22 protein-coding genes and 1 tRNA gene are annotated in these 26,090 nt (G+C 69.3%); 19 read left to right on the top strand and 4 right to left on the bottom strand.

From position 1 onward, the window contains the following. The first annotated feature begins 12 nt into the window (after positions 1 to 12). Positions 13 to 486 (top strand): MSMEG_6728 family protein, encoded by a 474-nt coding sequence (locus ACIGXO_RS09755; RefSeq protein WP_399782842.1) that lies wholly within the window; start codon positions 13 to 15, stop codon positions 484 to 486. 15 nt (positions 487 to 501) lie between these two features. Here the strand turns inward: ACIGXO_RS09755 and ACIGXO_RS09750 are convergent, their stop codons facing one another. From ACIGXO_RS09750 to ACIGXO_RS09740, 3 genes are all read right to left on the bottom strand, one after another. Next, positions 502 to 2,697 carry a restriction endonuclease gene (locus ACIGXO_RS09750; protein WP_399782840.1) on the bottom strand — a complete coding sequence of 732 codons (2,196 nt, stop codon included), beginning with the start codon at positions 2,695 to 2,697 and terminating at the stop codon, positions 502 to 504. Positions 2,698 to 3,240: 543 nt separating this feature from the next. After that, the gene (locus tag ACIGXO_RS09745; protein ID WP_399782837.1) at positions 3,241 to 4,044 is read right to left on the bottom strand and encodes a hypothetical protein; all 804 of its coding nucleotides are present in this window, start codon (positions 4,042 to 4,044) and stop codon (positions 3,241 to 3,243) included. A 37-nt stretch (positions 4,045 to 4,081) separates the two neighbouring features. Further along, a complete protein-coding gene (locus ACIGXO_RS09740) occupies positions 4,082 to 4,414 on the bottom strand; it encodes a hypothetical protein (RefSeq protein WP_399782834.1) in 333 nt (110 codons plus the stop codon). A 54-nt stretch (positions 4,415 to 4,468) separates the two neighbouring features. On the opposite strand from ACIGXO_RS09740, the gene ACIGXO_RS09735 reads away from it, so the two are divergent. Further along, the gene (locus tag ACIGXO_RS09735; protein WP_399782831.1) at positions 4,469 to 4,789 is read left to right on the top strand and encodes a hypothetical protein; all 321 of its coding nucleotides are present in this window, start codon (positions 4,469 to 4,471) and stop codon (positions 4,787 to 4,789) included. A gap of 109 nt (positions 4,790 to 4,898) precedes the next feature. After that, positions 4,899 to 6,089, top strand: coding sequence for a hypothetical protein (locus ACIGXO_RS09730; RefSeq protein WP_399782828.1), 1,191 nt, complete (start codon positions 4,899 to 4,901; stop codon positions 6,087 to 6,089). 958 nt (positions 6,090 to 7,047) lie between these two features. Here the strand turns inward: ACIGXO_RS09730 and ACIGXO_RS09725 are convergent. Continuing rightward, positions 7,048 to 7,119, bottom strand: a tRNA-Arg gene (locus ACIGXO_RS09725). A 199-nt stretch (positions 7,120 to 7,318) separates the two neighbouring features. Between ACIGXO_RS09725 and ACIGXO_RS09720 the strand changes: the two genes are divergently transcribed. From ACIGXO_RS09720 to ACIGXO_RS09645, 16 genes are all read left to right on the top strand, one after another. Beyond that, a complete protein-coding gene (locus ACIGXO_RS09720; RefSeq protein WP_399782825.1) occupies positions 7,319 to 7,780 on the top strand; it encodes a response regulator in 462 nt (153 codons plus the stop codon). Between the two features lie 160 nt (positions 7,781 to 7,940). Next, positions 7,941 to 8,978 carry an ArgS-related anticodon-binding protein NrtL gene (gene nrtL, locus ACIGXO_RS09715; RefSeq protein ID WP_399782822.1) on the top strand — a complete coding sequence of 346 codons (1,038 nt, stop codon included), beginning with the start codon at positions 7,941 to 7,943 and terminating at the stop codon, positions 8,976 to 8,978. A 25-nt stretch (positions 8,979 to 9,003) separates the two neighbouring features. Beyond that, positions 9,004 to 10,395, top strand: coding sequence for a diaminopimelate decarboxylase (lysA, locus tag ACIGXO_RS09710; protein WP_399782820.1), 1,392 nt, complete (start codon positions 9,004 to 9,006; stop codon positions 10,393 to 10,395). Positions 10,396 to 10,515: 120 nt separating this feature from the next. Beyond that, positions 10,516 to 11,808 carry a homoserine dehydrogenase gene (locus tag ACIGXO_RS09705; protein WP_399782818.1) on the top strand — a complete coding sequence of 431 codons (1,293 nt, stop codon included), beginning with the start codon at positions 10,516 to 10,518 and terminating at the stop codon, positions 11,806 to 11,808. An 8-nt stretch (positions 11,809 to 11,816) separates the two neighbouring features. Beyond that, the gene (thrC, locus tag ACIGXO_RS09700; RefSeq protein WP_399782815.1) at positions 11,817 to 12,899 is read left to right on the top strand and encodes a threonine synthase; all 1,083 of its coding nucleotides are present in this window, start codon (positions 11,817 to 11,819) and stop codon (positions 12,897 to 12,899) included. A gap of 369 nt (positions 12,900 to 13,268) precedes the next feature. Next, positions 13,269 to 14,186 (top strand): homoserine kinase, encoded by a 918-nt coding sequence (thrB, locus tag ACIGXO_RS09695; RefSeq protein WP_031051838.1) that lies wholly within the window; start codon positions 13,269 to 13,271, stop codon positions 14,184 to 14,186. 381 nt (positions 14,187 to 14,567) lie between these two features. Next, entirely contained in the window at positions 14,568 to 16,625 is a 2,058-nt protein-coding gene (gene rho, locus ACIGXO_RS09690; protein ID WP_399782812.1) for a transcription termination factor Rho, read from the top strand. Positions 16,626 to 17,046: 421 nt separating this feature from the next. Continuing rightward, positions 17,047 to 18,171, top strand: a complete 1,125-nt coding sequence (locus tag ACIGXO_RS09685; RefSeq protein ID WP_399782809.1) for an LCP family protein — start codon at positions 17,047 to 17,049, stop codon at positions 18,169 to 18,171. 167 nt (positions 18,172 to 18,338) lie between these two features. Continuing rightward, on the top strand, positions 18,339 to 18,563 hold the full coding sequence (gene rpmE / locus ACIGXO_RS09680) for a 50S ribosomal protein L31 (protein WP_399782806.1): 225 nt from the start codon (positions 18,339 to 18,341) through the stop codon (positions 18,561 to 18,563). 133 nt (positions 18,564 to 18,696) lie between these two features. After that, positions 18,697 to 19,767 carry a peptide chain release factor 1 gene (gene prfA, locus ACIGXO_RS09675; protein WP_399782803.1) on the top strand — a complete coding sequence of 357 codons (1,071 nt, stop codon included), beginning with the start codon at positions 18,697 to 18,699 and terminating at the stop codon, positions 19,765 to 19,767. A 136-nt stretch (positions 19,768 to 19,903) separates the two neighbouring features. Beyond that, a complete protein-coding gene (prmC, locus tag ACIGXO_RS09670) occupies positions 19,904 to 20,743 on the top strand; it encodes a peptide chain release factor N(5)-glutamine methyltransferase (protein ID WP_399783824.1) in 840 nt (279 codons plus the stop codon). Positions 20,744 to 20,828: 85 nt separating this feature from the next. Beyond that, positions 20,829 to 21,476: an L-threonylcarbamoyladenylate synthase gene (locus tag ACIGXO_RS09665; protein WP_030258559.1), complete on the top strand. Its 648-nt coding sequence runs from the start codon at positions 20,829 to 20,831 to the stop codon at positions 21,474 to 21,476. Then, a complete protein-coding gene (locus ACIGXO_RS09660; RefSeq protein WP_399782799.1) occupies positions 21,473 to 22,132 on the top strand; it encodes a protein-tyrosine-phosphatase in 660 nt (219 codons plus the stop codon). Before ACIGXO_RS09665 ends, ACIGXO_RS09660 begins: the two co-directional genes overlap by 4 nt. Positions 22,133 to 22,316: 184 nt before the next feature. Beyond that, positions 22,317 to 23,657, top strand: coding sequence for a serine hydroxymethyltransferase (gene glyA, locus ACIGXO_RS09655; protein ID WP_399782796.1), 1,341 nt, complete (start codon positions 22,317 to 22,319; stop codon positions 23,655 to 23,657). Between the two features lie 99 nt (positions 23,658 to 23,756). Continuing rightward, on the top strand, positions 23,757 to 25,091 hold the full coding sequence (locus ACIGXO_RS09650; RefSeq protein WP_399782793.1) for an MraY family glycosyltransferase: 1,335 nt from the start codon (positions 23,757 to 23,759) through the stop codon (positions 25,089 to 25,091). 316 nt (positions 25,092 to 25,407) lie between these two features. After that, the gene (locus tag ACIGXO_RS09645; RefSeq protein WP_399782790.1) at positions 25,408 to 25,845 is read left to right on the top strand and encodes a hypothetical protein; all 438 of its coding nucleotides are present in this window, start codon (positions 25,408 to 25,410) and stop codon (positions 25,843 to 25,845) included. Positions 25,846 to 26,090: the final 245 nt, after the last annotated feature.

The raw sequence follows: 26,090 nt of genomic DNA, 5'->3' as shown, positions 1-26,090 counted from the left end.
TACTCATCCGGCATGCAGACATTCCTGCCCTGGCCGGACTTCGCGGCCTCCGCCGCGGTCCTCGACCCGCGCAGGCTCGGCAAGCAGCGAGTGGAGGCGCTCCAGATCCTGCGGGGACTCACCGTCCCCGGCTACGGCTGGCGCCACCACCCGGCGGTCCGCATGTGGGCGGGGTACGAGGAGGCCCTCGTCCGGTACGGCCTGGAGATCTGCGCCGCATGGACCGCGTCCGGCCGTCAGGACACCTGTGCCCTGACCCTCACCCAGGACTACACCGCCCACTTCCCCGGTGCCCCGCCACGCGACTACGCCGCCCTGACCGCCGCCCACGACCTCCCCAACTGGCTGGGCGACCCCGCCTTCCACCGAAGCCACCGGTCCTCCCTCCTCACCAAGGACCCGGACCACTACCGCCAGCACTTCCCGCACACCCCCACCGGCCTGCCCTACGTATGGCCAACCTCGGACCGCGCCGCGCACCACTAGGACCGGCGGTAGCGCCTAGGCCACCTCGATCCCGTACTCCTCGACCAGGTCGACCAGGCCACCCGAATAACCCTTGCCACCGGTCACGAAGCTCCAGTCCCCATTGGCCCGCCTCCGGAACGACCCCAGAACGAGAGCGGTCTCACCGGGCCGGCCGTCGGAGACGTCCAGTTCGTCGATCGCGGTGCCCGAGGGATCCGACAGACGGATCCGGGCGTCCGAGAAGCCGGACAGGTCCGCTTCGGGATTGACCTCGGGGTCGATAGCGGCGACCAGGACGAGCCGGTCCGCCTGCGGCGGAAGCTGCTCGAAGCGCACCCACACAGCTGCTTTGTCCGGACTGACGGCAGGCATCATCCGGACACTGCCGTCGGCGGTCTGCGGGTTGTTGTAGAAGACGAACCGGTCCTCGCTGAGGACGCGGTTCCCCTGACAGACGAGCGCGCACACGTCCAGCGCCACGGCCCCGGTCCACGTCAGCCCCAGCACACTGGTCTCGTCGAGATCGGCGTCCAGGCCGGTGTCCGGGGCGGTACCCGGCTCGGTTCCGGGATCGGCATCCAGCCCCGTGTGCAGATCGTTGTCCGGCCCGGCATCGAGGTGCGCGCCGCCTTCCTGCCGTTCAGGGGCAGGGGCAAGGGCAGGGCCAGGGATGGCTCCGAGACGCCCGTTCAGGCCATGGCGGCGCAGGAGATCCACCAGTTCGGTACCGGAGATGAGGGTCAGCGGTTTGCCGCCGGCGAAGGCGTGCGAGCCGGGCCCGAAAGCGGAGGTGGTGATCAGCACACCCTTGTTCGCGCCGACGCCCTGGACCGTGCCGTACAGATCGCGCACCGCGCTCGGCGGCACGGTGTTGCGGTACCGCTTCACCTGCACGACGATCTTGCCGCCGCGGATCGGATCGGGGTCCAGCGCGTCCACGTCCACGCCCCCGTCACCCGACCGCTCCGTGGTGACCGCCTGCATCCCCATGGCCCGGAACAGATCCGCCACCAGCTCTTCGAACTCCAGCGGGTCCATCTCGTACAGATCCGGTTCCTCGTCGTCTCCGTGGGAGACCACACTGCCTCCGACCTCGCGGGGCAGCCGACCGGGGCGCACCTGGGCGCGCCGCTCCGGGCGGTCCGACAGCTGACCGCGGAGTCCGCCCACCAGGCAGTCGGGAGCGCTCACCTGCGTCAGGTTCAGCCGGGCGAAGTCGGCGCGCGGGACCGTCACCGTGGCCAGGAAGACCTGCGTCCGGTGACCGGTGGCCGGGTCGGTGCCGTCCACGAATCCGTTCAGGACGACCGAGTCCAGCACGCCGAACCGGTCCGCGGCGAAGAGGTCGTGCAGCGCCAGGAGCACGCACTGTGCCAGCACATCGCGGTACAGGGTCCGGCGTTCGACGGCCGGCCGCTGGACCTCCTTGTCCCGGTCGGCGCCGGGCATGTACCTCACCAGCGATACCTCGGGGACGACCGCGTAACCGGGCAGCTCCCAGTTCAGGACGAGCTGGCGGGCGGCGGAGTCGAACGCGGCGGACACCTGACGGGGAAGGTCCTGCGGCCAGCCCTGCGAGGCGTAGAGCGCGGCGGTGAAGTACTCCACCACCGATTCCGGCTCGCCCCGCTGAAGGGCGGTGGTCAGCTCCTCGATGCCGGCGTTGTGCCGACGGATCGCCGCCAGCTGTTCGTCCGCCCACTGCTGGTACTGCTGGTGATACAGCGCGAGCTGGTGCTGCCGCTGAGCTTCCGCCGCCTGGGCCGCCCGCCAGTCGTGCTCATACCGGGCGCGTGCCTGCTCCTGCGCCTGGCGGTTCGCCCCGAAGCCCCACCCGCCCTGCGACGGGGGCTGGTAGGCGTTCGGGTCCGGCATGGGGATGGGTACACCGAGCCGGCCCGGAGAAAACGGCTCCACCTGCTCGGGGCGGACCAGCGAGGCAGGCGTGAACGCCGGGGCGTCGCACCCTGCCCTCAGCAGGTTTTTCAGCACCTCGACCCGCGCGTCCAGCTCCTCGGTACGCTGCCGCGCATCGGCCTCCCGCCGCTGCCGATAGGCCGCCTGCTGTTCCCGCTGACTGCGTGCGGCCGCCCGCTCCGCCGCCCGCTGCCGGCGCTCCTGCTCCCGCTGATGCTGCACCCAGGCGCGCTGCTGGGCTTCCTCTTGACGCCGCTGCTGGCGCTGGATCTCCGCCCAGGTACCGATCAATCCGGTGGCACGACGACTCATATGCGCCCTGGCCTCTCCGAGCCCCCCACAGGCTCCCCCAAGACGTGCTGCTGACCGCAACCTCGTCCCCGCTCGTCACAACCAACCCACTGCACACGAAGGTTGATGTGACATACATACTGCACACTTCCCAAGCGATCCACCGAAGGTGCATCACTCCCCACAAAAACCCACGCCACGTGGCGGCACGGAAGCGCAACAGGGGGCGCACAAGAGAGCGCAACCGCCCGTTGCCGACGCCCCGCCCGTCGCCGGTACGAGAGTCGACTGCCACCCGGGGCATCTGCCCACGCGCCGGGCTCGCTCGCCGCAACGACGAACGGCCGGACCCAGTGGTGCTGGGTCCGGCCCTTCATGCTTGGCACTCGCGCAGGTCAGCGGTTTGATCACGCCTTTCACAGCGAAGTGCCCCGGCGCCATCCGCCTGCGCACACGGCTTCCGCCCGTGCGATCAGCACTCGCCACTCTACGGGACCTCATTGGATTGACGCTTCGTGACGGTCTGCCGAGGATATCTCGGTGGACCATCGCGAACGTTCAAAGTCAGGAGAGAGAATCGATCGCGTCCTTCAGCTCCTGACCGATGTCCCGCAGGTTCTTGATGCCTCGGATGATGTTTTCCCGGTAACCTCCGAGCCCCTCTTCCGACTGATATATGTCCAGGCGTCGAGCGAGTTTGCCCACGATCTCCGGAAAACTGGCCGTCTTGGTGTCAACTCCGCGCGAAGCGCATGATACGTCGTACCTGGCGCACCGGGTAGTTCCCACGAATTCAGGAGAAACCCAGATGGCGCGGCCTGCATTGTCCACGACGGCAATCAACACGTGGGGACGAAGAGCCTCGGTCGGGTGGCCGGATGTGCTGTCGATTCGGGCGACCAGAAACCCGTTACGGTAAAGGCGGGCGTCCGTTACCATCCACTTCTTGCGTCCGACCTCTTCATCGACATGCGCGTCGACAGGTTCGCTGGGATCGACGGCGGTTTCCGAAGCCCAGTACCCGCGCTCTTCTCGGGTCTTGGCGGAGGCGACCTCGGGCTGGTCGGATTCCGGGTAGATGACGACGTTGCGATCGTCTTGAAGGACTAGAGTTCCTGGACCACCACTCAAGGAGCTACTGCTGGTCCAGGCCGCTACTCCGTCGCTCCGGTAAAGGACTAAGCTGCCGTTTTGCTCCAGAACCGCTCGAACAACCTGCTGGTTGGAAGTTCCAGTGTCCCAGATTACCTGGCCAGCTCCTAGAAGTGTCAGGTTGCCGTCAGTTTGCAGCGTCAGAGTGTACTCACCATTATTTGAGCGGATGGAATCTCCGACGTTGAGGTCCTGGCCTGACTTCAGGCTGTTCATCAGGACGCCCTCCCTTCGGAATTGCGTGTTGATAGCGTCAGTCAGTAGGTGCCATAGTTGAGGAAGAAAATGTCGCCACCATGTCCGTGTTGTTGTACGCAGGAGCACGACAGAGGGTCCCGCGGGGAGTGCTCTCTGCGTCTTCAGAAAGACTGTGATAAGAAGACTGCTCCGCCTTCTCTGCGACGTCAACGGTGCGGCTGCAGTAGATGTGGAATTTGATCTTCAGCTGTGTTGCCACGTTGCGGCGATAAGTGAAGATGTTATTCCGATTTGCGTCGCTGCTGTGACATCCACCGCTCGCCGGCAGCGGCAACGTCCCGACAAGGTCCGCAAAGTCAAAACTCGGCTGCTGCATGGGGCTGGACATTCGGGTCGACTGTCGACGCATACTTGGATGACGGACAATTCGGGGAGGGCCGGCATGATGAAGCAGACGGAATTAATAATCATCACGGACGACGGTGAGGCTGCACAACAGCTGCGCCACGCGGTAGCTGAAGCGCAAGGCGAGGAGCCCCTTGTGACGGAGCGGCGTGGTATTGATGGGGCTGCGGCGCAGTGGATCATCTTGGCCGTCGCGACGATTCAGAGCCTGGGTGGGATTTTCGGTGTACTGTCACAGTACGCCGGACGTGATAAGGTCACAAAGATCAAGTGCGGTGAATTCGAGGTGGAAAACCCGCGCGATCAGGATGTCGATCGGCTACTCGAAATCTGCACCCGTCACATGTCCCGTGAATAAAGGACCTGACATCGCGCCCACGCAGAGGAAGCAGCTGGGCCACATCATCTCAGAGGTCATTGGGCCTGACGTCCCGTGGAATGTCTATGCACGGGATCTGAATACTCCCATGAATGCCGTCATGGATGTCGTAGCTGGAGAGCTCGGTGAAGAGCCGCTCTTGATATGGGTTGATGGCGGCTTTCCGGATTTATTCTCCCTGCCTGGCCTTCCGTGGCCCACGGCGGTTTGGAGCACTCGCTATCTGGAACTGTCGTCGTTTACTCGCGTGCTGCTCGTGGATGATGCGATCTCGAATATGCGCCGCGATCTGTGTCGACGGGCGGCGCTGACTCTGATCGCGGAGATTTCCCTGCGTGAGGGTGCTGCAGACGTGGCGGCGAAATGCGCCGTGGGGGCGAACCTGGGGCGAAGTTGGTTTGTCTCGGACTCCAACGTGATGGATGACCTTGAGGCGATGCCGATATCGGAGGTATATGTGGCGGTGTGGTTCTTCGGGCTCGCCCATGAATTCGGGCATCACTGCGACGCAGAGAAATTTGCCATCGATCCACTCAGCGATGAGGCCATCCTCTCTTTCCTGCGGTCCGGATTCGACAATATCGCTGCCGCCCCGCAATTACCTTTCAGTTTCGACACCGTTCTTGATCAAATACGGCAGCAGCCCGGACACCCGCTTCATCCCCGGCACCTACGGGGTGAAGTCGTGGCTGATCTCTTCGCTGCGGAAGTCGTCTTGGAGACGCTTCCCGGCCTCATGGCTCGCGCGGGGGCGGGTCGCCCTCATTCATTGCGTATCATCGCGGAGCTGCTGCTCGCCGAGACGCAGATCGGATTCATCGAACGCTGCAGGGGGTTTGCGCACCTTCTGCAGCACCGCGACAATCGGGCACTTTGGCAGGCACATCTATTACAACCAGCGGCTTTCCATGTCCGTATGGTCTGGCTGCAGTCCTACCTCAGCAGCACCATCGCTAGCATGAGCGCGACCGCTTCCACGGCATCACCGAGCACCCTTCGGCGCTGGGAGAGTGTCGTCTCCGATGTCGCTGCTTCTTTCACGCAGTCGATGGCGGCCCTGGAAAGTGGGCTTGCGGACGCCATGCGCTTTGCTCTGGATGACGACATGCCGGTTGCGGCAATGATTGATGAGCTGCGTGTACAGCGAGACGAAGACAAGACCGGCGGCACTCTACTGGGCTTCGAGACAAGAGCGTTCCGAGAGTTGGCAGCCTCCCGTCAAGTCAGCAGCGTCTGGCTCGATGCGGTGGTCGACGCGTTGACGCCTACTCGGCCGTGATGTGCCTGGTGCGCGACCGGTAGGTGCGTTCGGTAAATCCGGTGCGCCGGTCAGTGATCCATTCCGGGTCGGCGAGCATGCACTTTGCGGGCTGTCTCTGCCGGCTCCGGCAGTTCCACCACGGTGACGCCGGCGGCCTGCAGGGTCTCGACTCCGACGCAGTCGTCTAGGAAGAGGTCCGATTCCCTCCACGCGGTGACGACATGATCAATGCTGGCGCGGGACATGATCGGTGAAGGTCAGTGCTCCGGGCCCGCTTTCAAGGTGCGGTACCACGTGGGTCCGTGGAGACGAGCATCGTTCGCAGCAAGCTCGGGAAGCGCCGATCCTTCAGCGTGGACGTGCATCTTTCCTCTGGAAGAGCCGTTGGGGAACTCCCGTCCCTCGGCGTCGACGATCTCCCTCGCGACCGTACGACCTCCGGCAGGCGTGCGTGTACGGCACGGTGGTTGAACGCCGGCGTGCCTCTTGCTGAGGTGGCCCGGAGGGTGTCCATGGGCACGCGGAAGCCGCCAACGCAAGGTTGCGCAATCCCTGGCTGACTGGCCGAAGATGGCGACAGCGAGATAGTGCTGTGTCATCTGTTTCAGATGGGTCTGAAGACGTAGCAGCCATCCATGTGTGGTGACATAGGACTCCGTCCGGAGATGCGGGCAGACCGTCACGGGCTGGATGGCTGTACTGGCGCGCTCGATGCCGGAGGGTGAAGCGCCGTTCGCGTCGCTGACCGTGACCTGGCTGTTGTGACGCGTCCACCGGGCGGCAGGCTTCGCCAGTGGCCGACTGCGAGTGCAGGCGCTCGCCCGCAGAACGATGTGCTCTGCGGAGCGTGCCGGGAATGTGTCGCGAGCACTGGGGGAGAACGAGAAAGGGCGAGAGTCAGTGGGACTGACTCTCGCCCTTTCGAAGTTGGCATCCGCCCTGGTCAGCGGTTGATTCACACTGACTGTCTGGCGAGTGCCCCCGGCAGGATTCGAACCTGCGCACACGGCTCCGGAGGCCGTTGCTCTATCCCCTGAGCTACGGGGGCGTGTCGGGCGCTGTGCGCTTGCGACGGGTAGAACACTACCAGCTCGGAGGGGGTGGTCATGAACGGGTTTCGGGAAGTGGTCGGGCGGCCGTAGCGCATCGGGGTGGCGGGGCCCGGGTGATCGGCGAAAGGTCCCTCGCACGGGGCGGAAGTGGGGAAAACCCGGACGCAGCAGGTGGCACGCGCCTAGTCTCAATATGTGCCTGGCTTGTCCGGCCGGGTCCTTGTTGTCGACGACAACAAGGTCATCCGGCAGTTGATCAGGGTCAATCTCGAGCTGGAGGGCTTCGAGGTCGTGACCGCGGCTGATGGTGCCGAGTGCCTCGACATCGTGCACGACGTGTGTCCCGATGTGGTGACGCTCGACGTCGTGATGCCGCGGCTGAACGGACTGCGTACTGCCGAGAGGCTGCGTGCCGATCCGCGTACCCGTGAGCTTCCGATCGCCATCATCAGCGCGTGTACGCAGCTGGAGGTGGACAACGGGGAAGCCGTCGGGGTGGATGCGTTCCTCGCCAAGCCGTTCGAGCCGGTCGAGCTCATACGGACCGTGCGCCAGTTGCTGGGCGGCGTCCGCGGCTCCGGGCCCGGAGGCGGGCCGGCGGACGGGGCGGCCGATGCCGATCCGGATTCCCAGCCCGCCGTCCGGCCCACGGGGTGACACGGCCGGTACGGCGGGCAGTGCGAGGGGAAGAAAGGCGCGCGGGAGGGGATGAGGCGCGCGTGTGAGGGGTGGGGGAGAGTCGGGTGACGGCGCGGGGAGTGTCCGCGGTGCGAAACCCGTTCGCATACCCACCCCGGTTCTCCCATACGCTTGTCCTGTGACTCCCGCTGAGCTCTCCCGCACCGTCCTGCGCTCCGTGCGCGGGGCGCTCGAGGCGCGGGAGCTTTCGCTGGGCGAATCCGATGTGCCCGTGACGGTCGATGTGCGGGTGCCGCCGCGGCCGGGCTGCGGGGATTACGCCACGAATGTCGCGCTGCGGCTGGCCGGTCCGGCCGGGCTGCCGGCGCGTGAGGTGGCCGGGGTCGTGGGGAAGCGGCTGGCCGCCGCGCCGGGGATCGCCGGGGTGGAGATCGCCGGGCCCGGGTTCTTGAACATCACGCTGGGGGACAGTGCCCCTGCCGCGGTCGTACGGGAAGTACTGGAGGCCGGGGCGGCGTACGGACGCCGAGCCGGCGCCGCGGAGGGGGGAAGCGCCATCCACCTCAACCCCGCCCCCAACCCCCGAGCCGTCGTAGTCGCTGACGCGCTGCGGGCGATCATGGAAGCGGTGGGGGAGGGGACCGGTCCCGAGGAGGAGCCCGGCGGGGAAGAGGTGCGGCCCGTTCCCGTGAAGGATGCGGCCGGGCGGTATGTGACCGTCGACGGGCTGGTCGCGCGGCTCGGGGTGGATGAGATGCGGTGGGTGTTGTTGTACCCCGCCGCGCACGATCATGTGCGGGTGCCGGAGCGGCCGGTGCAGCGCGAGGGTAATCCGCGGTTCCTGGTGCAGTACGCGTACGCTCGTACGTGCGCAGTGTCGCGCAACGCCCGTGACCTGGGGTTCGGCCATGCCGAGGAGCCCGGTACGGGACAGTCCCACGACATCCCCCACACCCCCCTGCACGCCGCGCTCGCCGCGTACCCCGCGGTGCTCGAGGCCGCAGCCCGGCTGCGGGCGCCCGATCGGCTGGCGCGGCATCTGGAAGCGACGGCCGAGGCGTGCCTGAGCTTCCTCGCCACCTGTCCGCCGCTGCCCGTCGGAGACCAGAAACCCATGGCCGTTCACCGCGCCCGGCTGGCCGTCGCCCAGGCCGCCGGTACGGTGCTCGCGAACGGCCTGACCCTGCTGGGCATCTCCGCACCCGAACATCTGTGAACTTCCGAGGGGATCTCCCACCGTCATGAGCCGTTCCGCGCACCCCGCAGGGCCCCGTCACGCCGACGTACTGCCCGAGGGCCACTACACCGCACCGCCCGCCGACCTGAACAGCCTCGACCCCCGGGTCTGGTCCCGTACGGTGCGCCGCGACGAAGACGGTGTCGTCTCCGTCGGCGGCATTTCCGTCGCCGATCTGAAGGACGAGTTCGGTACTCCTGCTTACTTCCTCGATGAGGACGACTTCCGGGCGCGGTGCCGGGCCTGGAAGGACGCCTTCGGGGAGACGGCCGATGTCTTCTACGCCGGGAAGGCGTTCCTGTCGCGGGCGATCGTGCGGTGGCTGTACGAAGAGGGGATGAACCTCGACGTCTGTTCCGGGGGTGAGCTGGCCACCGCGCTGGCGGCCGGGATGCCCGCCGAGCGGATCGCGCTGCACGGCAACAACAAGAGCACCGAAGAGATCACCCGTGCCGTCGAGGCGGGGGTCGGGCGGATCGTGCTGGATTCGTTCCAGGAGATCGCCCGGGTCGCGCACATCGCTCAGCAGCTGGGCAGGACGCAGCCCGTGCAGATCCGGGTGACCGTGGGCGTCGAGGCGCATACGCACGAGTTCATCGCGACCGCGCACGAGGACCAGAAGTTCGGGATCGCGCTGGCCGACGGGCAGGCCGCCGAGGCCGTGCGCCGGGTGCTGAAGCTGGACGGGCTGGAGCTCACCGGCATTCACTCGCACATCGGGTCGCAGATCTTCGACATGGCCGGGTTCGAGGTCTCCGCGCGGCGTGTCGTCCAGCTGCTGGCCGACGTGCGCGAGGAGCACGGGGTCGAGCTGCCGGAGATCGACCTGGGCGGCGGGCTCGGCATCGCGTACACGCCGGACGACGACCCCCGGGAGCCGCACGAGATCGCCAAGGCGCTCGGGGAGATCGTCCGCCATGAGTGCGAGGCGGCGGGGCTGCGCGTGCCGCGGCTGTCCGTCGAGCCCGGGCGCGCCATCGTGGGGCCGACGGCGTTCACGCTGTACGAGGTCGGCACGGTCAAGGAGCTCGAGGGGCTGCGCACGTATGTGAGCGTCGACGGCGGGATGTCGGACAATATCCGTACCGCGCTGTACGACGCGGAGTACAGCGTGGCGCTGGTCTCGCGGCGCTCGGACGCCGCGCCGATGCTCTCGCGGGTGGTCGGCAAGCACTGCGAGAGCGGTGACATCGTCGTGCGGGACGCGTTCCTGCCGTCGGACCTCGCGCCGGGTGACCTGCTGGCGGTGCCCGCGACCGGTGCGTACTGCCGGTCGATGGCCAGCAACTACAACCACGCGCTGCGGCCGCCGGTCGTGGCGGTGAGCCAGGGCGAGGCCCGGGTGATCGTCCGGCGCGAGACGGAGGAAGATCTCCTGCGGCTCGATGTCGGATAAGTGAAATAGATGTCTCGGCATCTGGACGAGGGATAGGAATTCCCGTCCGGTGCATGAGACTGGTCCATTGCGAACACGGAAATGGCCGACGTGGTCATATCGAGGAAGAGCAGAGGTCGAATGATGCGTACGCGTCCGCTGAAGGTGGCGCTCCTGGGCTGTGGTGTGGTCGGCTCAGAGGTGACGCGCATCATGACGACGCACGCGGACGACCTCGCCGCGCGCATCGGCGCGCCCGTGGAGCTCGCGGGCATCGCGGTGCGCCGTCCCGACCGGGTGCGCGAGGGCGTGCCGGCCGAGCTGATCACCACCGACGCGACCGCGCTGGTCAAGCGCGGCGACATTGACGTCGTCATCGAGGTCATCGGCGGTATCGAGCCGGCCCGGAAGCTGATCACGACCGCCTTCGAGCAGGGCGCGAGCGTCGTTTCCGCGAACAAGGCGCTGGTCGCCGCGGACGGTGCCGCGCTGCACGCGGCCGCCGAGGAGCACGGCGCCGACCTGTACTACGAGGCGGCGGTGGCGGGCGCGATTCCGCTGGTCAGGCCGTTGCGCGAGTCGCTGGCCGGGGACAAGGTCAACCGGGTGCTCGGCATCGTGAACGGCACGACCAACTTCATCCTCGACAAGATGGACACCAGCGGCGCCGGGTACAGCGAGGCGCTCGATGAGGCCACGGCCCTCGGATACGCCGAGGCCGACCCGACCGCCGACGTCGAGGGTTTTGACGCGGCCGCGAAGGCCGCGATCCTCGCCGGTATCGCCTTCCACACCCGCGTGACCATCGACGACGTGCACCGCGAGGGCATCACCGAGGTCACCGCGGCCGACATCGCCTCCGCCAAGCGCATGGGCTGCACGGTCAAGCTGCTCGCGATCTGCGAGCGCGCCGCGGACGGCGAGTCGGTCACCGCGCGGGTTCATCCGGCGATGATCCCGCTGAGCCACCCGCTGGCCTCCGTCCGCGAGGCGTACAACGCCGTCTTCGTGGAGTCCGAGGCCGCCGGGCAGCTGATGTTCTACGGCCCGGGCGCGGGCGGCGCGCCGACCGCCTCGGCGGTCCTCGGCGACCTGGTCGCCGTGTGCCGCAACAAGCTCAGCGAGGCCACCGGGCCCGGCGAGTCCGCGTACACGCAGCTGCCGGTCAGCCCCATGGGTGAGGTCGTCACCCGCTACCACATCAGCCTCGATGTGGCCGACAAACCCGGCGTCCTGGCCCAGGTCGCCATGGTCTTCGCTGAGCACGGCGTATCGATCGATACGGTGCGCCAGCAGGGCAAGGACGGCGAGGCGTCCCTCGTCGTCGTCACCCACCGCGCCGCCGACGCCGCGCTGTCCTCGACCGTCGAGGCCCTGCGCAAGCTGGACACCGTCCGGGACGTCGCCAGCATCATGCGGGTCGAAGGGGAGTAAAGGAACCCATGTCTGCCAATACGAGCGCCGGTACCACTCATCAGTGGCGCGGCATCATCGAGGAGTACCGCGACCGCCTGCCGGTCAAGGACACGACCGAGGTCGTCACGCTGCGCGAGGGCGGTACGCCGCTGGTGCCGGCGCAGGTGCTCTCCGAGCGCACCGGCTGTGAGGTGCACCTCAAGGTCGAGGGTGCCAACCCCACCGGTTCCTTCAAGGACCGCGGCATGACGATGGCCATCACCCGGGCCAAGGAGGAGGGCGCGCAGGCCGTCATCTGCGCCTCCACCGGCAACACTTCGGCCTCCGCCGCCGCGTACGCCGTGCGGGCCCGCATGGTCAGCGCCGTTCTCGTCCCGCAGGGCAAGATCGCGCTGGGCAAGATGGGCCAGGCCCTGGTGCACGGGGCGAAGATTCTCCAGGTCGACGGGAATTTCGACGACTGTCTGACGCTCGCCCGCGGTCTCTCGGAGAAGTACCCGGTCGCACTTGTGAACTCTGTGAACCCGGTGCGCATCGAGGGTCAGAAGACCGCGGCGTTCGAGATCGTGGACATGCTGGGCGACGCGCCCGACATCCACGTGCTGCCGGTCGGCAACGCCGGCAACATCACCGCTTACTGGAAGGGCTACAAGGAGTACGCGGCGGACGGCATCGCCGGCCGCACTCCGCGGATGTGGGGCTTCCAGGCGTCCGGCAGCGCGCCGATCGTGCGCGGCGAGGTGGTCAAGGACCCGAGCACGATCGCCACCGCGATCCGCATCGGCAACCCGGCCTCCTGGTCCTTCGCGGAGGCCGCGCGGGACGAGTCGGGCGGCGCCATCGACGAGGTGACCGACCGTCAGATCCTGGCCGCCTACCGGCTGCTGGCCTCGCAGGAGGGCGTCTTCGTGGAGCCGGCCTCGGCCGCTTCGGTGGCCGGTCTGCTCAAGGCCGCCGAGGAGGGCAAGGTCGACCCGGGCCAGAAGATCGTCTGCACGGTGACCGGCAACGGCCTGAAGGACCCGGACTGGGCGGTGGCCGGCGCGCCGCAGCCGGTGACGGTCCCGGTCGACGCGGACGCCGCGGCGGAGCGCCTCGGCCTGGCGTAGGCCGGGCGTCCGGGCCCACCGGGTCCAGGACAAAAATTCGGCCGGAAAGAGCCGGTCGGAACGGGTTCCGCGGGACCGGCGCGGCTGTCGCACCGGTCCCGTTCCGCCCCACAGGGCAAACCCTGCAAAGGCTGCAAAGTGAGTGGTGTGGCATGAGAGGGCGCGCGACACGCATCGTGCGCCTCCCGTGCGCCCTATGTCGCCACTGAACCTTCCTTCGATAGGCTGGCAGCCAACTCCCCTCCCCGCGGCATAGTGCAGTGGTGCGCGGGGCAGGTCAGAACGGACCCCATGAGCCGATCAGGTGCCTCGGTACCGCGGCACTCAGGGGCAGTACCGCAGTTTCACATCAAGGAGAGTCATCGAGCGATGGCCGGTCCAGCGTTCCGCGCCGCCGCCGTCCGGGTGCGCACCCCCGCCACCAGCGCCAATCTCGGTCCCGGCTTCGACGCCCTCGGCCTGTCCCTGGGTCTGTACGACGACGTCGTAGTACGCGTCGCCGACTCCGGACTGCACATTGACATCGCCGGTGAGGGTGCCGAGACCCTGCCGCGCGACGAGAGCCACCTGCTCGTACGGTCCCTCCGTACCGCGTTCGACCTGCTCGGCGGGCAGCCGCGCGGTCTCGAGGTCGTGTGCGCCAACCGCATCCCGCACGGCCGGGGCCTGGGCTCCTCCTCGGCGGCCATCTGCGCCGGCATCGTCGCCGCCCGGGCGGTGACGATAGGCGGCGAGCAGAAGCTCGACGACGCCGCGCTGCTGGAACTGGCCACCGAGATCGAGGGCCACCCCGACAACGTCGCCGCCTGTCTGCTCGGCGGATTCACGCTGTCCTGGATGGACGCCGGTGCGGCGCGTGCCATCAGGATGGAGCCCGCCCGTTCCGTCGTTCCGGTGGTTTTCGTGCCCGGCAAGCCGGTGCTCACCGAGACCGCGCGCGGCCTGCTGCCGCGCACCGTGCCGCACGGGGACGCGGCGGCGAACGCCGGTCGCGCAGCGCTGCTCGTCGAGGCCCTGACCAGGCGCCCCGAGCTGCTGCTGGCGGCGACCGAGGACCGACTTCACCAGGAGTACCGCGCGCCGGCCATGCCGGAGAGCATCGCCCTGGTGAACCGACTGCGTGCGGACGGTGTCCCCGCGGTCGTCTCCGGCGCGGGCCCGACGGTGCTCGCGCTGGTGGAGGAGGGAGCGGCCGACAAGGTCGCGCGCCTGGCGGGCGAGGGATGGGCGGCCAACCGGCTGTCCCTCGACGCGGCGGGGACGAGCGTCCTGCCGCTCGCGGGGTGACCGACGGATTGCCGGTCTGAGAGAGGGGGAATGTTTGTTGGATCCGGTAGTGTTAACCTCAAGTGAGTACCCGACGCCGCAGCGGCGAGGTGCTTCGCGTCCCCAGTCGGGACCACTTTTCTTCCGGGAGCCTCCCAACCTGCTTGGAGCGAGGGCCTAAAGCAGAAGCGAGCACGCTCCGGAATCGGCGTGATGTGCATGAAGCGTGACCTGCATCAATGCGCAGCATCTTTCGCGTCGGAATCATGAACTGATCTCTCCGCCGAATTCGGCGGGACCACCGCCCCGGCCCGGTCCGTGAACGTCGAGGGACCGCGGTCGGACAGCACAACCGGTCGCCGAGCCAGACAGGCCGACGCCCGCTCCAGGGAAGGACCCTTCGTGAGCGACACCACCGATCTGATGGGCGTACGCACCGATGGCAGTGCCGCAGCGCCCGCCACGGACGCTCCCGCCGCGCCTGCCACCGGGGCCGCCACTGGTGCCTCGCGGCGACGCCGTTCCGGCACCGGCCTCGAGGGCATGGTCCTGGCCGAGCTGCAGCAGGTAGCTTCCGGCCTCGGCATCAAGGGCACCGCGCGGATGCGCAAGAGCCAGCTCATCGAGGTCATCAAGGAGAAGCAGGCCGCCGGCGGAGCCGGTGCGGCCAAGGCCGCCGAGGCCCCCGCCGACGCGCCCGCAGAGACCAAGCCGAAGCGCCGGGCCACCTCCAAGGCCCGCACCGGCGACGCGGCGGCCGAGAAGCCCGCCGAGAAGCCCGCCAAGGCCGAGAAGGCCGACAAGGCGGGGCAGGCCGCGGACACCGCGGGCCAGCAGCAGATCGAGATCCCCGGCCAGGGCGCCGGCGACGAGCAGCCGGCCGGCGAGCGCCGCCGGCGCCGCGCCACCGCCGCTGCCGGGAGCCCCGAGTCTGCCGCCGGTGAGGCCAAGGCCGAGCCGAAGACCGAGGTCAAGGACGGTCAGAAGGACGGGTCCGGGCAGGAGGGCGAGGGCCGCAAGGGCGGCGAGGGCCGTCCGGACCGCGGTGACCGCCAGGACCGCGGGGACCGTCAGGACCGTCAGAAGGGCGACCGCCGCGGCGGCCGCGACCGCCGCAAGAACAACGACGGCAACGACGGCGGCCAGCAGGGCCAGGGCCAGGGCCAGCAGGGCGGCGGCAACCGCCAGCAGGGCGGCCGCCAGGACGACTTCGACGACGAGAGCGGTGGCCGGCGCGGCCGCCGGGGCCGTTACCGGGACCGCCGTGGCCGCCGTGGCCGCGACGACTTCGGTGCCGAGCCGCAGGTCGCCGAGGACGACGTCCTGATCCCCGTCGCGGGCATCCTGGACATCCTGGACAACTACGCGTTCATCCGGACCTCCGGCTACCTGCCCGGTCCGAACGACGTGTACGTCTCGCTCGCGCAGGTCCGCAAGAACGGCCTCCGCAAGGGTGACCACGTCACCGGTGCGGTCCGCCAGCCCCGCGAGGGCGAGCGCCGCGAGAAGTTCAACGCGCTGGTGCGCCTGGACTCCGTCAACTCCGTCGCCCCCGAACAGGGCCGCGGCCGCCCGGAGTTCGGCAAGCTGACGCCCCTGTACCCGCAGGAGCGGCTGCGCCTGGAGGGCGAGGCCGGCCAGCTGACCACGCGGATCATCGACCTCGTGTCGCCGATCGGCAAGGGCCAGCGCGGTCTGATCGTGGCCCCGCCGAAGACCGGTAAGACCATGATCATGCAGGCGGTCGCCAACGCGATCACCCGCAACAACCCCGAGTGCCACCTGATGGTCGTCCTCGTCGACGAGCGTCCGGAAGAGGTCACCGACATGCAGCGGTCGGTGAAGGGCGAGGTCATCTCCTCGACCTTCGACCGCCCGGCCGAGGACCACACCACCGTCGCCGAGCTCGCCATCGAGCGTGCGAAGCGCCTGGTGGAGCTGGGCCACGACGTCGTCGTCCTGCTGGACTCCATCACCCGTCTGGGCCGCGCGTACAACCTCGCGGCGCCCGCCTCCGGCCGCATCCTGTCCGGTGGTGTCGACTCGACCGCGCTGTACCCGCCGAAGCGCTTCTTCGGTGCCGCGCGCAACATCGAGGACGGCGGTTCGCTGACCATCCTGGCCACCGCGCTGGTCGAGACCGGCTCGCGGATGGACGAGGTGATCTTCGAGGAGTTCAAGGGCACCGGCAACATGGAGCTCAAGCTCGACCGGAAGCTCGCGGACAAGCGCATCTTCCCCGCGGTGGACGTGGACGCGTCCGGTACGCGCAAGGAAGAGATCCTGATGTCCAGCGACGAGCTGGCGGTCGTGTGGAAGCTGCGCCGGGTGCTGCACGCCCTGGACCAGCAGCAGGCCATCGAGCTGCTGCTGGACAAGATGAAGCAGACGAAGTCCAACGCGGAGTTCCTGCTGCAGATCCAGAAGACGACGCCGACCCCGGGCAACGGCAACGACTGACGCCGCCCGGCGGCCGCGCGCCGTCAGCGAAAGCCCTCCCCGTCACTCCGGTGGCGGGGAGGGCTTCGTCGTACCGCCGTGCGGTCGCCCGCGGCGCCGTACGGTCCTCGTGCGGCCGCCGTGAAAATGATGTGACGCATTACGCGCCCCGAAGGGGCCCTCTTGAGACCTTCCGCACAGACCTAAAGTCCGCATACGTCCCGTTGCGCGGTCAACGAACCGGGCAAATGCCCTGGTGAGCGAGGTACGAACGGCCGTACGGCGCGTCCGGCACGCCCGGCCGGCGCAGCCGTGCCCGCCCCGCCGTCTGTGCAACCCTTCCCGGATGCCTCCCGTCTGAAGGGGTGCGAGACCACCACCGGTGAGAGGACGTGACAGCCGGGGACGGCGAGGCCGGCCGAGCAAGAGGACTGAGGAGCAGATGGCGGACAGCAGCAGGGCCGGACGGACGGCCGCGAGCCGTTCCCACGGCATACGCGCCACCGGCCGCCGGCGTAAGGGACCCACGAGGCGCCGCAGGGCGCTGGCGATCACACTGTGCGCGCTGGTGAGCTGTGTGCTGCTGGCCGGCGCGGGGCTCGGATTCGTCTACTACCAGCTCAACGGCAACCTCAAGGGCGTCGACATCAATGCGGCGCTGGGCGGCGACCGGCCGGACGACGTCGACAACGGCTCGATGGACATCCTGGTGCTCGGTTCGGACTCCCGGGCCGGGGACAACGCCAAGTACGGCTCGGACGGCGGCGGCGCCCGCTCGGACACCGCGATGGTGGTGCACGTCTACAAGGGCCACAAGAAGGCCAGCGTGGTGAGCATCCCGCGGGACACCCTGATCTCGCGGCCCTCGTGCACCAAGGGCGGGCAGCAGACGCCGCCGGCGCAGCACGTCATGTTCAACACCGCGTACGAGGTCGGCGGGCCGGCCTGTGCCGTCAAGACGGTGGAGTCCATGAGCGGCATCCGTATGGACCATTTCGTCGAGGTGGACTTCAGCGGCTTCAAGAGGCTGATCACCGCCCTCGGCGGCGTCGACATCACCACGACGAAGCCCATCCACGACCCGGACAGCCACCTCGACCTGGACCCCGGTACGCACAAGCTGGACGGCGAGCAGGCCCTCGGCCTGGTCCGCACCCGGCACGGCGTGCCCGGCGGCGACGGCAGTGACCTGGGCCGCATCCAGCTGCAGCAGACCTTCATCAAGGCGCTGATGGACCAGTTCAAGCAGCTCGGCGTGCTGTCGAACCCGGCGAAGCTGTACGACATCGGGGACACCGCCACCAGGGCGATCACCACCGACACCCAGCTGAACTCGGTGAACGCGCTGGTCGGCCTGGCCAAGAGCGTCGGCGGTATCGGCTCGGACCACATCAACATGGCCACGCTGCCGGTGACCTACGACCCGCAGAACCCGAACCGGGTGCTGCCGCTGGAGGCCGCGAACAAGCAGGTCTGGAAGGCGCTCCGGCACGACAAGGCGATTCCGGAGTCGGCGCTGAAGGACTCGGCCGGCGACAAGGGCGGTACGAGCAACTACGTACGGTGAAGGAGGCGGCTCCGGTGCCCGGCCCCGCACGGGGCCGGGAATATCGGGAGCCGCCCCCCGGTTTGGGGAGATGCGGCCAGTACTGGCAAACTGGACCGTCGGCCCCGGTTCACGTGACGCATCCCGCGAGCACGACCCGGTGCCCTCCCGATACATAGGAGATTCCCTTGAAGCGCGACATCCACCCGGAGTACGTCGAGACCCAGGTCAGCTGCACCTGTGGCGCCTCGTTCACCACCCGTAGCACCGTTGCAGGCGGCGCCATCCGCGCCGACGTCTGCTCCGAGTGCCACCCGTTCTACACGGGCAAGCAGAAGATCCTCGACACCGGTGGCCGCGTGGCCCGCTTCGAGGCCCGCTTCGGCAAGAACGCCGGGTCCGCCAAGAAGTAGCGACCCACAAGGCGCCGGTTCTCGGTCGCCCCTCGCGCAGGGGCGACCGGACCGGCGTTTTGCCGTCCTTGGCCCGCCGGCCCGCCGGCCGCGGGCACCCCCGGTACATCCCAGCCAGCAGAGGAACACCACGATGTTCGAGGCGGTCGAGGAACTGATCGGCGAGCACGCCGACCTCGAGAAGCGGCTCGCCGACCCCGCGGTCCACGCCGACCAGCGCGAGGCGATGCGGCTCAACAAGCGGTACGCCGAACTGACCCCGATCATCGCCACGTACCGCGCCTGGAAGCAGACCGGCGACGACATCGAGACGGCCCGGGAACTGGCCGCCGACGACCCCGACTTCGCCGACGAGGTGAAGGAGGGCGAGGTCCGCCGCGAGGAGCTCACCGACAAGCTCCGGCTGCTGCTCGTACCGCGGGACCCCAGCGACGACAAGGACGTCATCCTCGAGGTCAAGGCCGGCGAGGGCGGCGAGGAGTCCGCGCTGTTCGCCGGGGACCTGCTGCGGATGTACCTGCGCTACGCAGAGCGGGTCGGCTGGAAGACCGAGATCCTCGACGCCAACGAGTCCGACCTCGGCGGCTACAAGGACGTCCAGGTCGCCGTGAAGACCAAGGGGCAGACCGAGCCCGGCCAGGGCGTGTGGGCCCGCCTGAAGTACGAGGGCGGCGTGCACCGCGTGCAGCGGGTGCCGGCGACCGAGTCGCAGGGCCGCATCCACACCTCCGCCGCCGGCGTGCTCGTCACGCCCGAGGCCGAGGAGGTCGAGGTCGAGATCGGCCCGAACGACCTGCGGATCGACGTCTACCGCTCCTCGGGCCCCGGCGGCCAGTCGGTCAACACCACCGACTCCGCGGTGCGCATCACCCACCTGCCCACCGGCATCGTCGTCTCCTGCCAGAACGAGAAGAGCCAGCTGCAGAACAAGGAGCAGGCGCTCCGCATCCTGCGCTCCCGGCTGCTCGCGGCGGCGCAGGAGGAGGCCGAGCGGGAGGCGTCGGACGCCCGCCGCAGCCAGGTACGTACGGTCGACCGCTCCGAGCGCATCCGGACGTACAACTTCCCGGAAAACCGCATCTCGGACCACCGGGTGGGCTTCAAGGCGTACAACTTGGACCAGGTGCTCGACGGCGAGCTCGACCCGGTCATCCAGGCGTGCGTGGACGCCGACTCGGCGGCCAAGCTCGCCGCCGCCCAGTAAGACCGGCGGCGGGCGGGCACGCCCGCTCCGATTCACCGCACGACCGAAGTACGTACCGGCTGGAGGACCAGTGCAGCAGTCTCCCGGGGGACACGGCACCCCTCAGCGGCCCGGCCGCGGGCCCAAGGCCCGGTCCGTGCTGCTCGCCGAGGTGGCCCAGGCGACCCAGCGGCTGGCCGACGCGGGCGTGCCCTCGCCGCGCTTCGACGCCGAGGAGCTCGCGGCCCACGTCCACGGCGTGAAGCGGTCCCAGCTGCACATGGTGGCGGACGCGGACTTCGACGCCCGGTACTGGGAGGCGATCGCCCGCCGCGAGGCCCGGGAGCCGCTGCAGCACATCACCGGGCGCGCCTTCTTCCGGTACCTCGAACTGGCCGTCGGGCCGGGCGTGTTCGTGCCCCGCCCGGAGACCGAGTCCGTGGTGGGCTGGGCGATAGACGCGGTACGCGCGATGGACGTCGTCGAGCCGCTCATCGTCGACCTCTGTACGGGCTCCGGCGCCATCGCGCTCGCGCTCGCCCAGGAGGTGCCGCGCTCGCGCGTGCACGCCGTGGAGCTCTCCGAGGACGCCCTGGTGTGGACACGCAAGAACGTCGAGGGGTCCCGCGTCGTTCTCCACCAGGGAGACGCGCTGACCGCGCTGCCCGAGCTGGACGGCCAGGTCGACCTGGTCGTCTCGAATCCGCCGTACATCCCGCTGACCGAGTGGGAGCACGTCGCGCCGGAGGCCCGCGACCACGACCCCGAGCTCGCGCTCTTCTCCGGCGAGGACGGCCTGGACACGATCCGGGGCATCGAGCGCACGGCACACCGCCTGCTGCGGCCCGGCGGTGTCGTCGTGATCGAGCACGCCGACACCCAGGGCGGCCAGGTGCCGTGGATCTTCACCGAGGAGCGCGGCTGGGCGGACGCGGCCGACCACCCCGACCTGAACAACCGGCCGCGCTTCGCGACCGCCCGCAGGGCGACGCCGTGACCGTATCCGCAGTTCCCGACCGGGCCCCGGCCGCCGCCGGGCGCCGTTCCACCCCCACCACCGTTCCGCACCAGGAGGCCCGCTAATGGCACGGCGATACGACTGCAGCGACGCGACCGACCGCGCGACCGGCCTGCGCGAGGCCGCCTCGGCGGTCCGGCGCGGGGAGCTGGTCGTGCTGCCGACCGACACCGTCTACGGGATCGGCGCGGACGCCTTCAACTCGGAGGCCGTCGGCGACCTGCTGGAGGCCAAGGGCCGCGGCCGGAACATGCCCTCGCCGGTCCTGGTCGGCTCGCCGAACACGCTGCACGGCCTGGTCACGGACTTCTCCGAGCAGGCGTGGGAGCTGGTGGACGCCTTCTGGCCGGGTGCGCTGACCCTGGTCGCGCGGCACCAGCCCTCGCTCACCTGGGACCTCGGCGAGACCGGCGGCACGGTGGCCGTGCGGATGCCGCTGCACCCCGTGGCCATCGAGCTGCTGACCGAGTTCGGCCCGATGGCCGTCTCCAGCGCCAACCTCACGGGACACCCGTCCCCGCAGGACTGCGACGCGGCCCAGGACATGCTGGGGGACTCCGTCTCCGTGTACCTGGACGGCGGGCCCACCCCTGCCGCCGTGCCGTCCTCCATCGTCGACGTCACGGGCAAGATCCCGCGCCTGCTGCGGGCCGGCGCCCTCGACGCCGACGAGCTCCGCAAGGTCGTACCCGAGCTCGAGGTGGCCAATTGATGGCCCCGCAGGGGCGTGGCATAGCGGGAACGCAGGACGAGTACACCTTCCGCATCCTCCACGTCAGCACCGGCAACGTCTGCCGCTCGCCGATCACCGAGCGGCTGCACCGCCATGGCCTGCAACGCAGACTCGGTACCGAGCTGACCAGCGGGATCGTGGTGGAGAGCGCCGGCACCTGGGGCCACGAGGGCGCCCCGATGGAGACCCACGCCGCCACCGTCCTGGCCGACTACGGCGCCGACCCGGACGGGTTCATCGGCCGCGAGCTGCTGGACGAGCACGTCATCAGAGCCGACCTGGTGCTGACCGCCACCCGCGACCACCGCGCCCAGGTCATCTCCATGGGCCACTCCGCGGGCCTGCGCACCTTCACGCTCAAGGAGTTCAACCGGCTGGTGAAGGCCATAGACCCGGCCACTCTGCCGGGGCCGGACCCGGCGCTGCCGGACGGCGGCCTGGTGACCCGTGCCCGCGCCCTGGTCGGCGCGGCCGCCGCGCTGCGCGGCTGGCTGCTCGCGCCGAACGCCGAGGCCGACGAGGTGCACGACCCCTACGGCGCGCCCATCACGTTCTTCCGCTCCATCGGCGACGAGATCAACCAGGCCCTCGACCCGGTCGTCACGGCCCTCACCGGGGTCCCCGCGCGCGCCTGAGCCCGTCCCGCCCGCCCGAACCGCCACACCGTCCCCGAGCCGCCTCACGGCCCGCGTGGCCGCCCCGTGGCCGTAAGACGTCCCCGACACCCGCCCGGCCGCTCCGTCACGCCGTACACCGCGCCCGGACGCCGTTCCGCGCCTACATTGGACGTACGTCCCCGTACGAGGCCCGGAGCGAGCGATGCCAGCGACTCCCGCGTCCACCCGCAGCGCCACCCCGCACTCCCGGCCGGCCCGGCAGCAGAGCGACGGGCCGCCGCACGCGAGCACGCCGGGCGCCTGGAGCGGCCCCGGCTTCGAGCAGCTGCGCGCCCAGGACCCGCAGATCGCCGAGGCGCTGCTCGGCGAGAGCGCCCGGCAGGCGGCGGGCCTCCAGCTGATCGCGGCGGAGAACTTCACGTCCCCGGCCGTCCTCGCGGCGCTGGGCTCCCCGCTCGCCAACAAGTACGCCGAGGGATATCCCGGCGCCCGCCACCACGGCGGCTGCGAAATGGTGGACTTCGCCGAGCGGACGGCCGTGGAGCGCGCCAAGGCCCTCTTCGGCGCCGAGCACGCCAACGTCCAGTCCCACAGCGGCTCTTCGGCCGTACTGGCCGCCTACGCGGCCCTGCTGCGCCCCGGGGACAGCGTGCTCGCGATGTCGCTGCCGCACGGCGGTCACCTCACGCACGGCTCGCCGGCGAACTTCTCCGGGCGGTGGTTCGACTTCGCCGGGTACGGCGTGGACCCGGACACCGGCCTGCTGGACTACGACCGCATCCGGGAGCTGGCGATCCGGCGCCGCCCCAAGGCCATCGTCTGCGGTTCGATCTCGTATCCGCGCCACATCGACTACGCGGCCTTCCGGGAGATCGCCGACGAGGTGGGCGCGTACCTCATCGCGGACGCCGCGCACCCGATCGGGCTGGTGGCCGGGGGAGCGGCGCCGAATCCGGTCCCGTACGCCGACGTGGTGTGCGCGACCACCCACAAGGTCCTGCGCGGCCCGCGCGGCGGCATGATCCTGTGCGGCGCGGACCTCGCCGAGCGGATCGACCGGGCGGTGTTCCCGTTCACCCAGGGCGGCGCGCAGATGCACACGGTGGCGGCGAAGGCGGTGGCGTTCGGGGAGGCCGCGACGCCCGCGTTCGCGGCGTACGCGCACCGGGTGACGGTCAACGCGCGGGCGCTCGCCGAGGCGCTGGAGGGGGAGGGGCTGACGGTCACGACCGGGGGCACCGACACCCACCTGATCACCGCCGACACCGCGCCGGTGGGCCTGGACGCGCGGACGGCGCGCGGCCGGCTGGCCGCGGCCGGGATCGTCCTGGACACCTGTGCGCTGCCCTGTCCGGCGGACGCCTCGGTACGCAGGACCGGCATCCGCCTCGGTACCGCGGCCGTTTCCACGCAAGGAATGGGGGAAGCCGAGATGGCACGTGTCGGCGCGCTGATCGGAGCGGCGCTACGGGAGGACGGCGCGGTCCGTGCCGCGACCACGGAACTGGTCCGGCACTTCCCGCCATATCCCCCGCACGCCTGAATCCGGGAACCGCTTACGCGCGAGGAACGTCCATACCTACATTCACGGCTGGGGGGCGGACACGCATATGGTGTGTGGCTGTGATGGCCAGCGATACCAATGGGGCAGCCCGTGCGTGAATACCTGCTGACGCTGTGCGTCACGGCCGCGGTCACTTACCTGCTGACCGGGCCGGTACGGAAATTCGCGATCGCGGCCGGCGCGATGCCGGAGATCCGCGCCCGCGACGTGCACCGCGAACCGACGCCGCGGCTCGGCGGCATCGCGATGTTCGGAGGTCTGTGCGCGGGACTGCTGGTCGCGGCCCACCTGACGAACATCAAGAGCGTCTTCGAGTTCTCCAACGAGCCGCGCGCGCTCCTCTCGGGCGCCGCGCTCATCTGGATCCTCGGCGTCCTGGACGACAAGTGGGGCGTGGACGCGCTCATCAAGCTCGGCGGCCAGATGATCGCCGCGGGCGTCATGGTCCTGCAGGGTCTGACGATCCTGTGGATCCCGGTCCCTGGCATCGGCACGGTCTCGCTGACCCCCATGCAGGGCACGCTGCTCACCGTCGCGCTGGTCGTCATCACCATCAACGCGGTGAACTTCGTCGACGGCCTGGACGGGCTCGCCTCCGGCATGGTGTGCATCGCGGCCGCCGCGTTCTTCATGTACGCGTACCGCATCTGGTACGGCTACGGCCTGGAGGCGGCGGCGCCCGCCTCGCTCTTCGCGGCGATCCTGATGGGCATGTGCCTGGGCTTCCTGCCGCACAACATGCACCCGGCGCGGATCTTCATGGGCGACTCGGGCTCGATGCTGATCGGGCTGGTGCTGGCCGCGGGTGCGATCTCGGTCACCGGCCAGGTGGACCCGGACGCGATGCAGCTGTTCGCCGGCTCCGAGCGGCTCGCGGTGCACACGATGGTGCCGGTCTACATCCCGCTGCTGCTGCCGCTGACGATCATCGCGGTGCCCTTCGCCGACCTGGTTCTCGCGATCGTGCGGCGGACCTGGAACGGCCAGTCGCCGTTCACGGCCGACCGCGGCCACCTGCACCACCGGCTGCTGGAGATCGGCCACTCGCACAGCCGTGCCGTGCTGATCATGTACTTCTGGTCGGCGCTGATCGCGTTCGGCGCGGTCGCGTACTCGGTGAACAACGCCAGCGTCTGGATCGTCCTGGGCATCGTCGTGCTGAGCGCCGTGGGCCTCGGCCTCCTGCTGCTCCCGCGGTTCCGGCCGCGGGCGCCGCGCTGGGCGCACTGGATGGTGCCGCCGCGCTACCGGCGGCAGGCCGGTACGGCTGCGGCTCCGGAAGCCGGTCCGACCGCCGCGGCGGACGGGGCGGAGGAGCCGCGGGAGCCGGTGCCGGCGGGCATCCACGGGGCCACCGCGATCGGCGACCGGTCCCGGTTCAGCGACTGGCGCGGGGTCGGCAGCGGGCGCTGAAGCGCGGGTTCCGGATAATTCACACCTGTTTTTTTGAGATTACGTTCGCCACACATAAAATCAGACCATTCCGGTCGCATAGCACACAAAACGGCGGCCGTCAGTGCACCAACGCGCGGGGTACTGCTCACGTGTGACAGGTAGCACACGAAGTAGGTAAAGACCTCATCAAATAGTTTGTGATACCGTTCACGAGACCCGGTGATAGAGCCGTAAGTCCCGAGTCGGACAGACCATTCGGCTCGTCAGCTCGCCGTCGTGCCGGGTCTACGCTCGTCCGCGAGCACATCTGCCCCCACCCCGCCGGAGCGCCGCCATGCAGTCACATGACGCTCGCCTGTTTCTTCGTGCCCTCGTCCCCACGCTTGTCGTCGGCGCCCTCGCTGTCGTCGTCAGTGCGCTGGTCGCCGGCGGAAAGGGCGCGATCGGTGCCGTGTTCGGGGTGGTGCTGGTGCTCTTCGTGATGGGTGTCAGCCTCGTCGTCCTGCAGCAGACCGCCAGGAAGTACCCCGGGCTGTTCCAGATGATGGGGCTCATGCTGTACGCCGTGCAGATCCTGTTCGTCGCGGTCTTCCTGATGGCGTTCAAGGACACCTCCCTTTTCGACACCAAGGCATTCGCGTTCACGCTGCTCGCTTCGACCCTTGTGTGGATCGCCGCACAGGCCCGCGGGTACATGAAGGCGAAGATTCTCTATGTCGACCCCGACACCGCCGAAGCGAAGCGCGCGGAAACGGCAGGGTCCACGACGTGAGACGTAGGGCCGGGATAAACGCAGCCACGCAAGCCTGCTATCGTCCGGTGCCATCTGCGGCACAGTTGGCGCAGGCGGCGCGGCTCCCGAGTCCCCCGGGGCAGGACGACCCTCTCCTGCGGCCCCCGCCTGTGACGCGAACCGGCCCAGTGCCGAAGTGCCGCCCCCAAATCCGTAAGACCAGTCCAGTGCCGTTCCGCGGATCAACGCCGCGCCGACACAACGAGGTTGCCGTACCTATGCGC

Origin of the sequence: Streptomyces sp. NPDC053542, from assembly GCF_044544685.1 — a bacterium.
GTDB lineage: Bacteria > Actinomycetota > Actinomycetes > Streptomycetales > Streptomycetaceae > Streptomyces.
The sequence above is the reverse complement of the archived record's forward strand: the minus strand, read 5'-3'. Positions and strand labels throughout refer to the sequence as shown.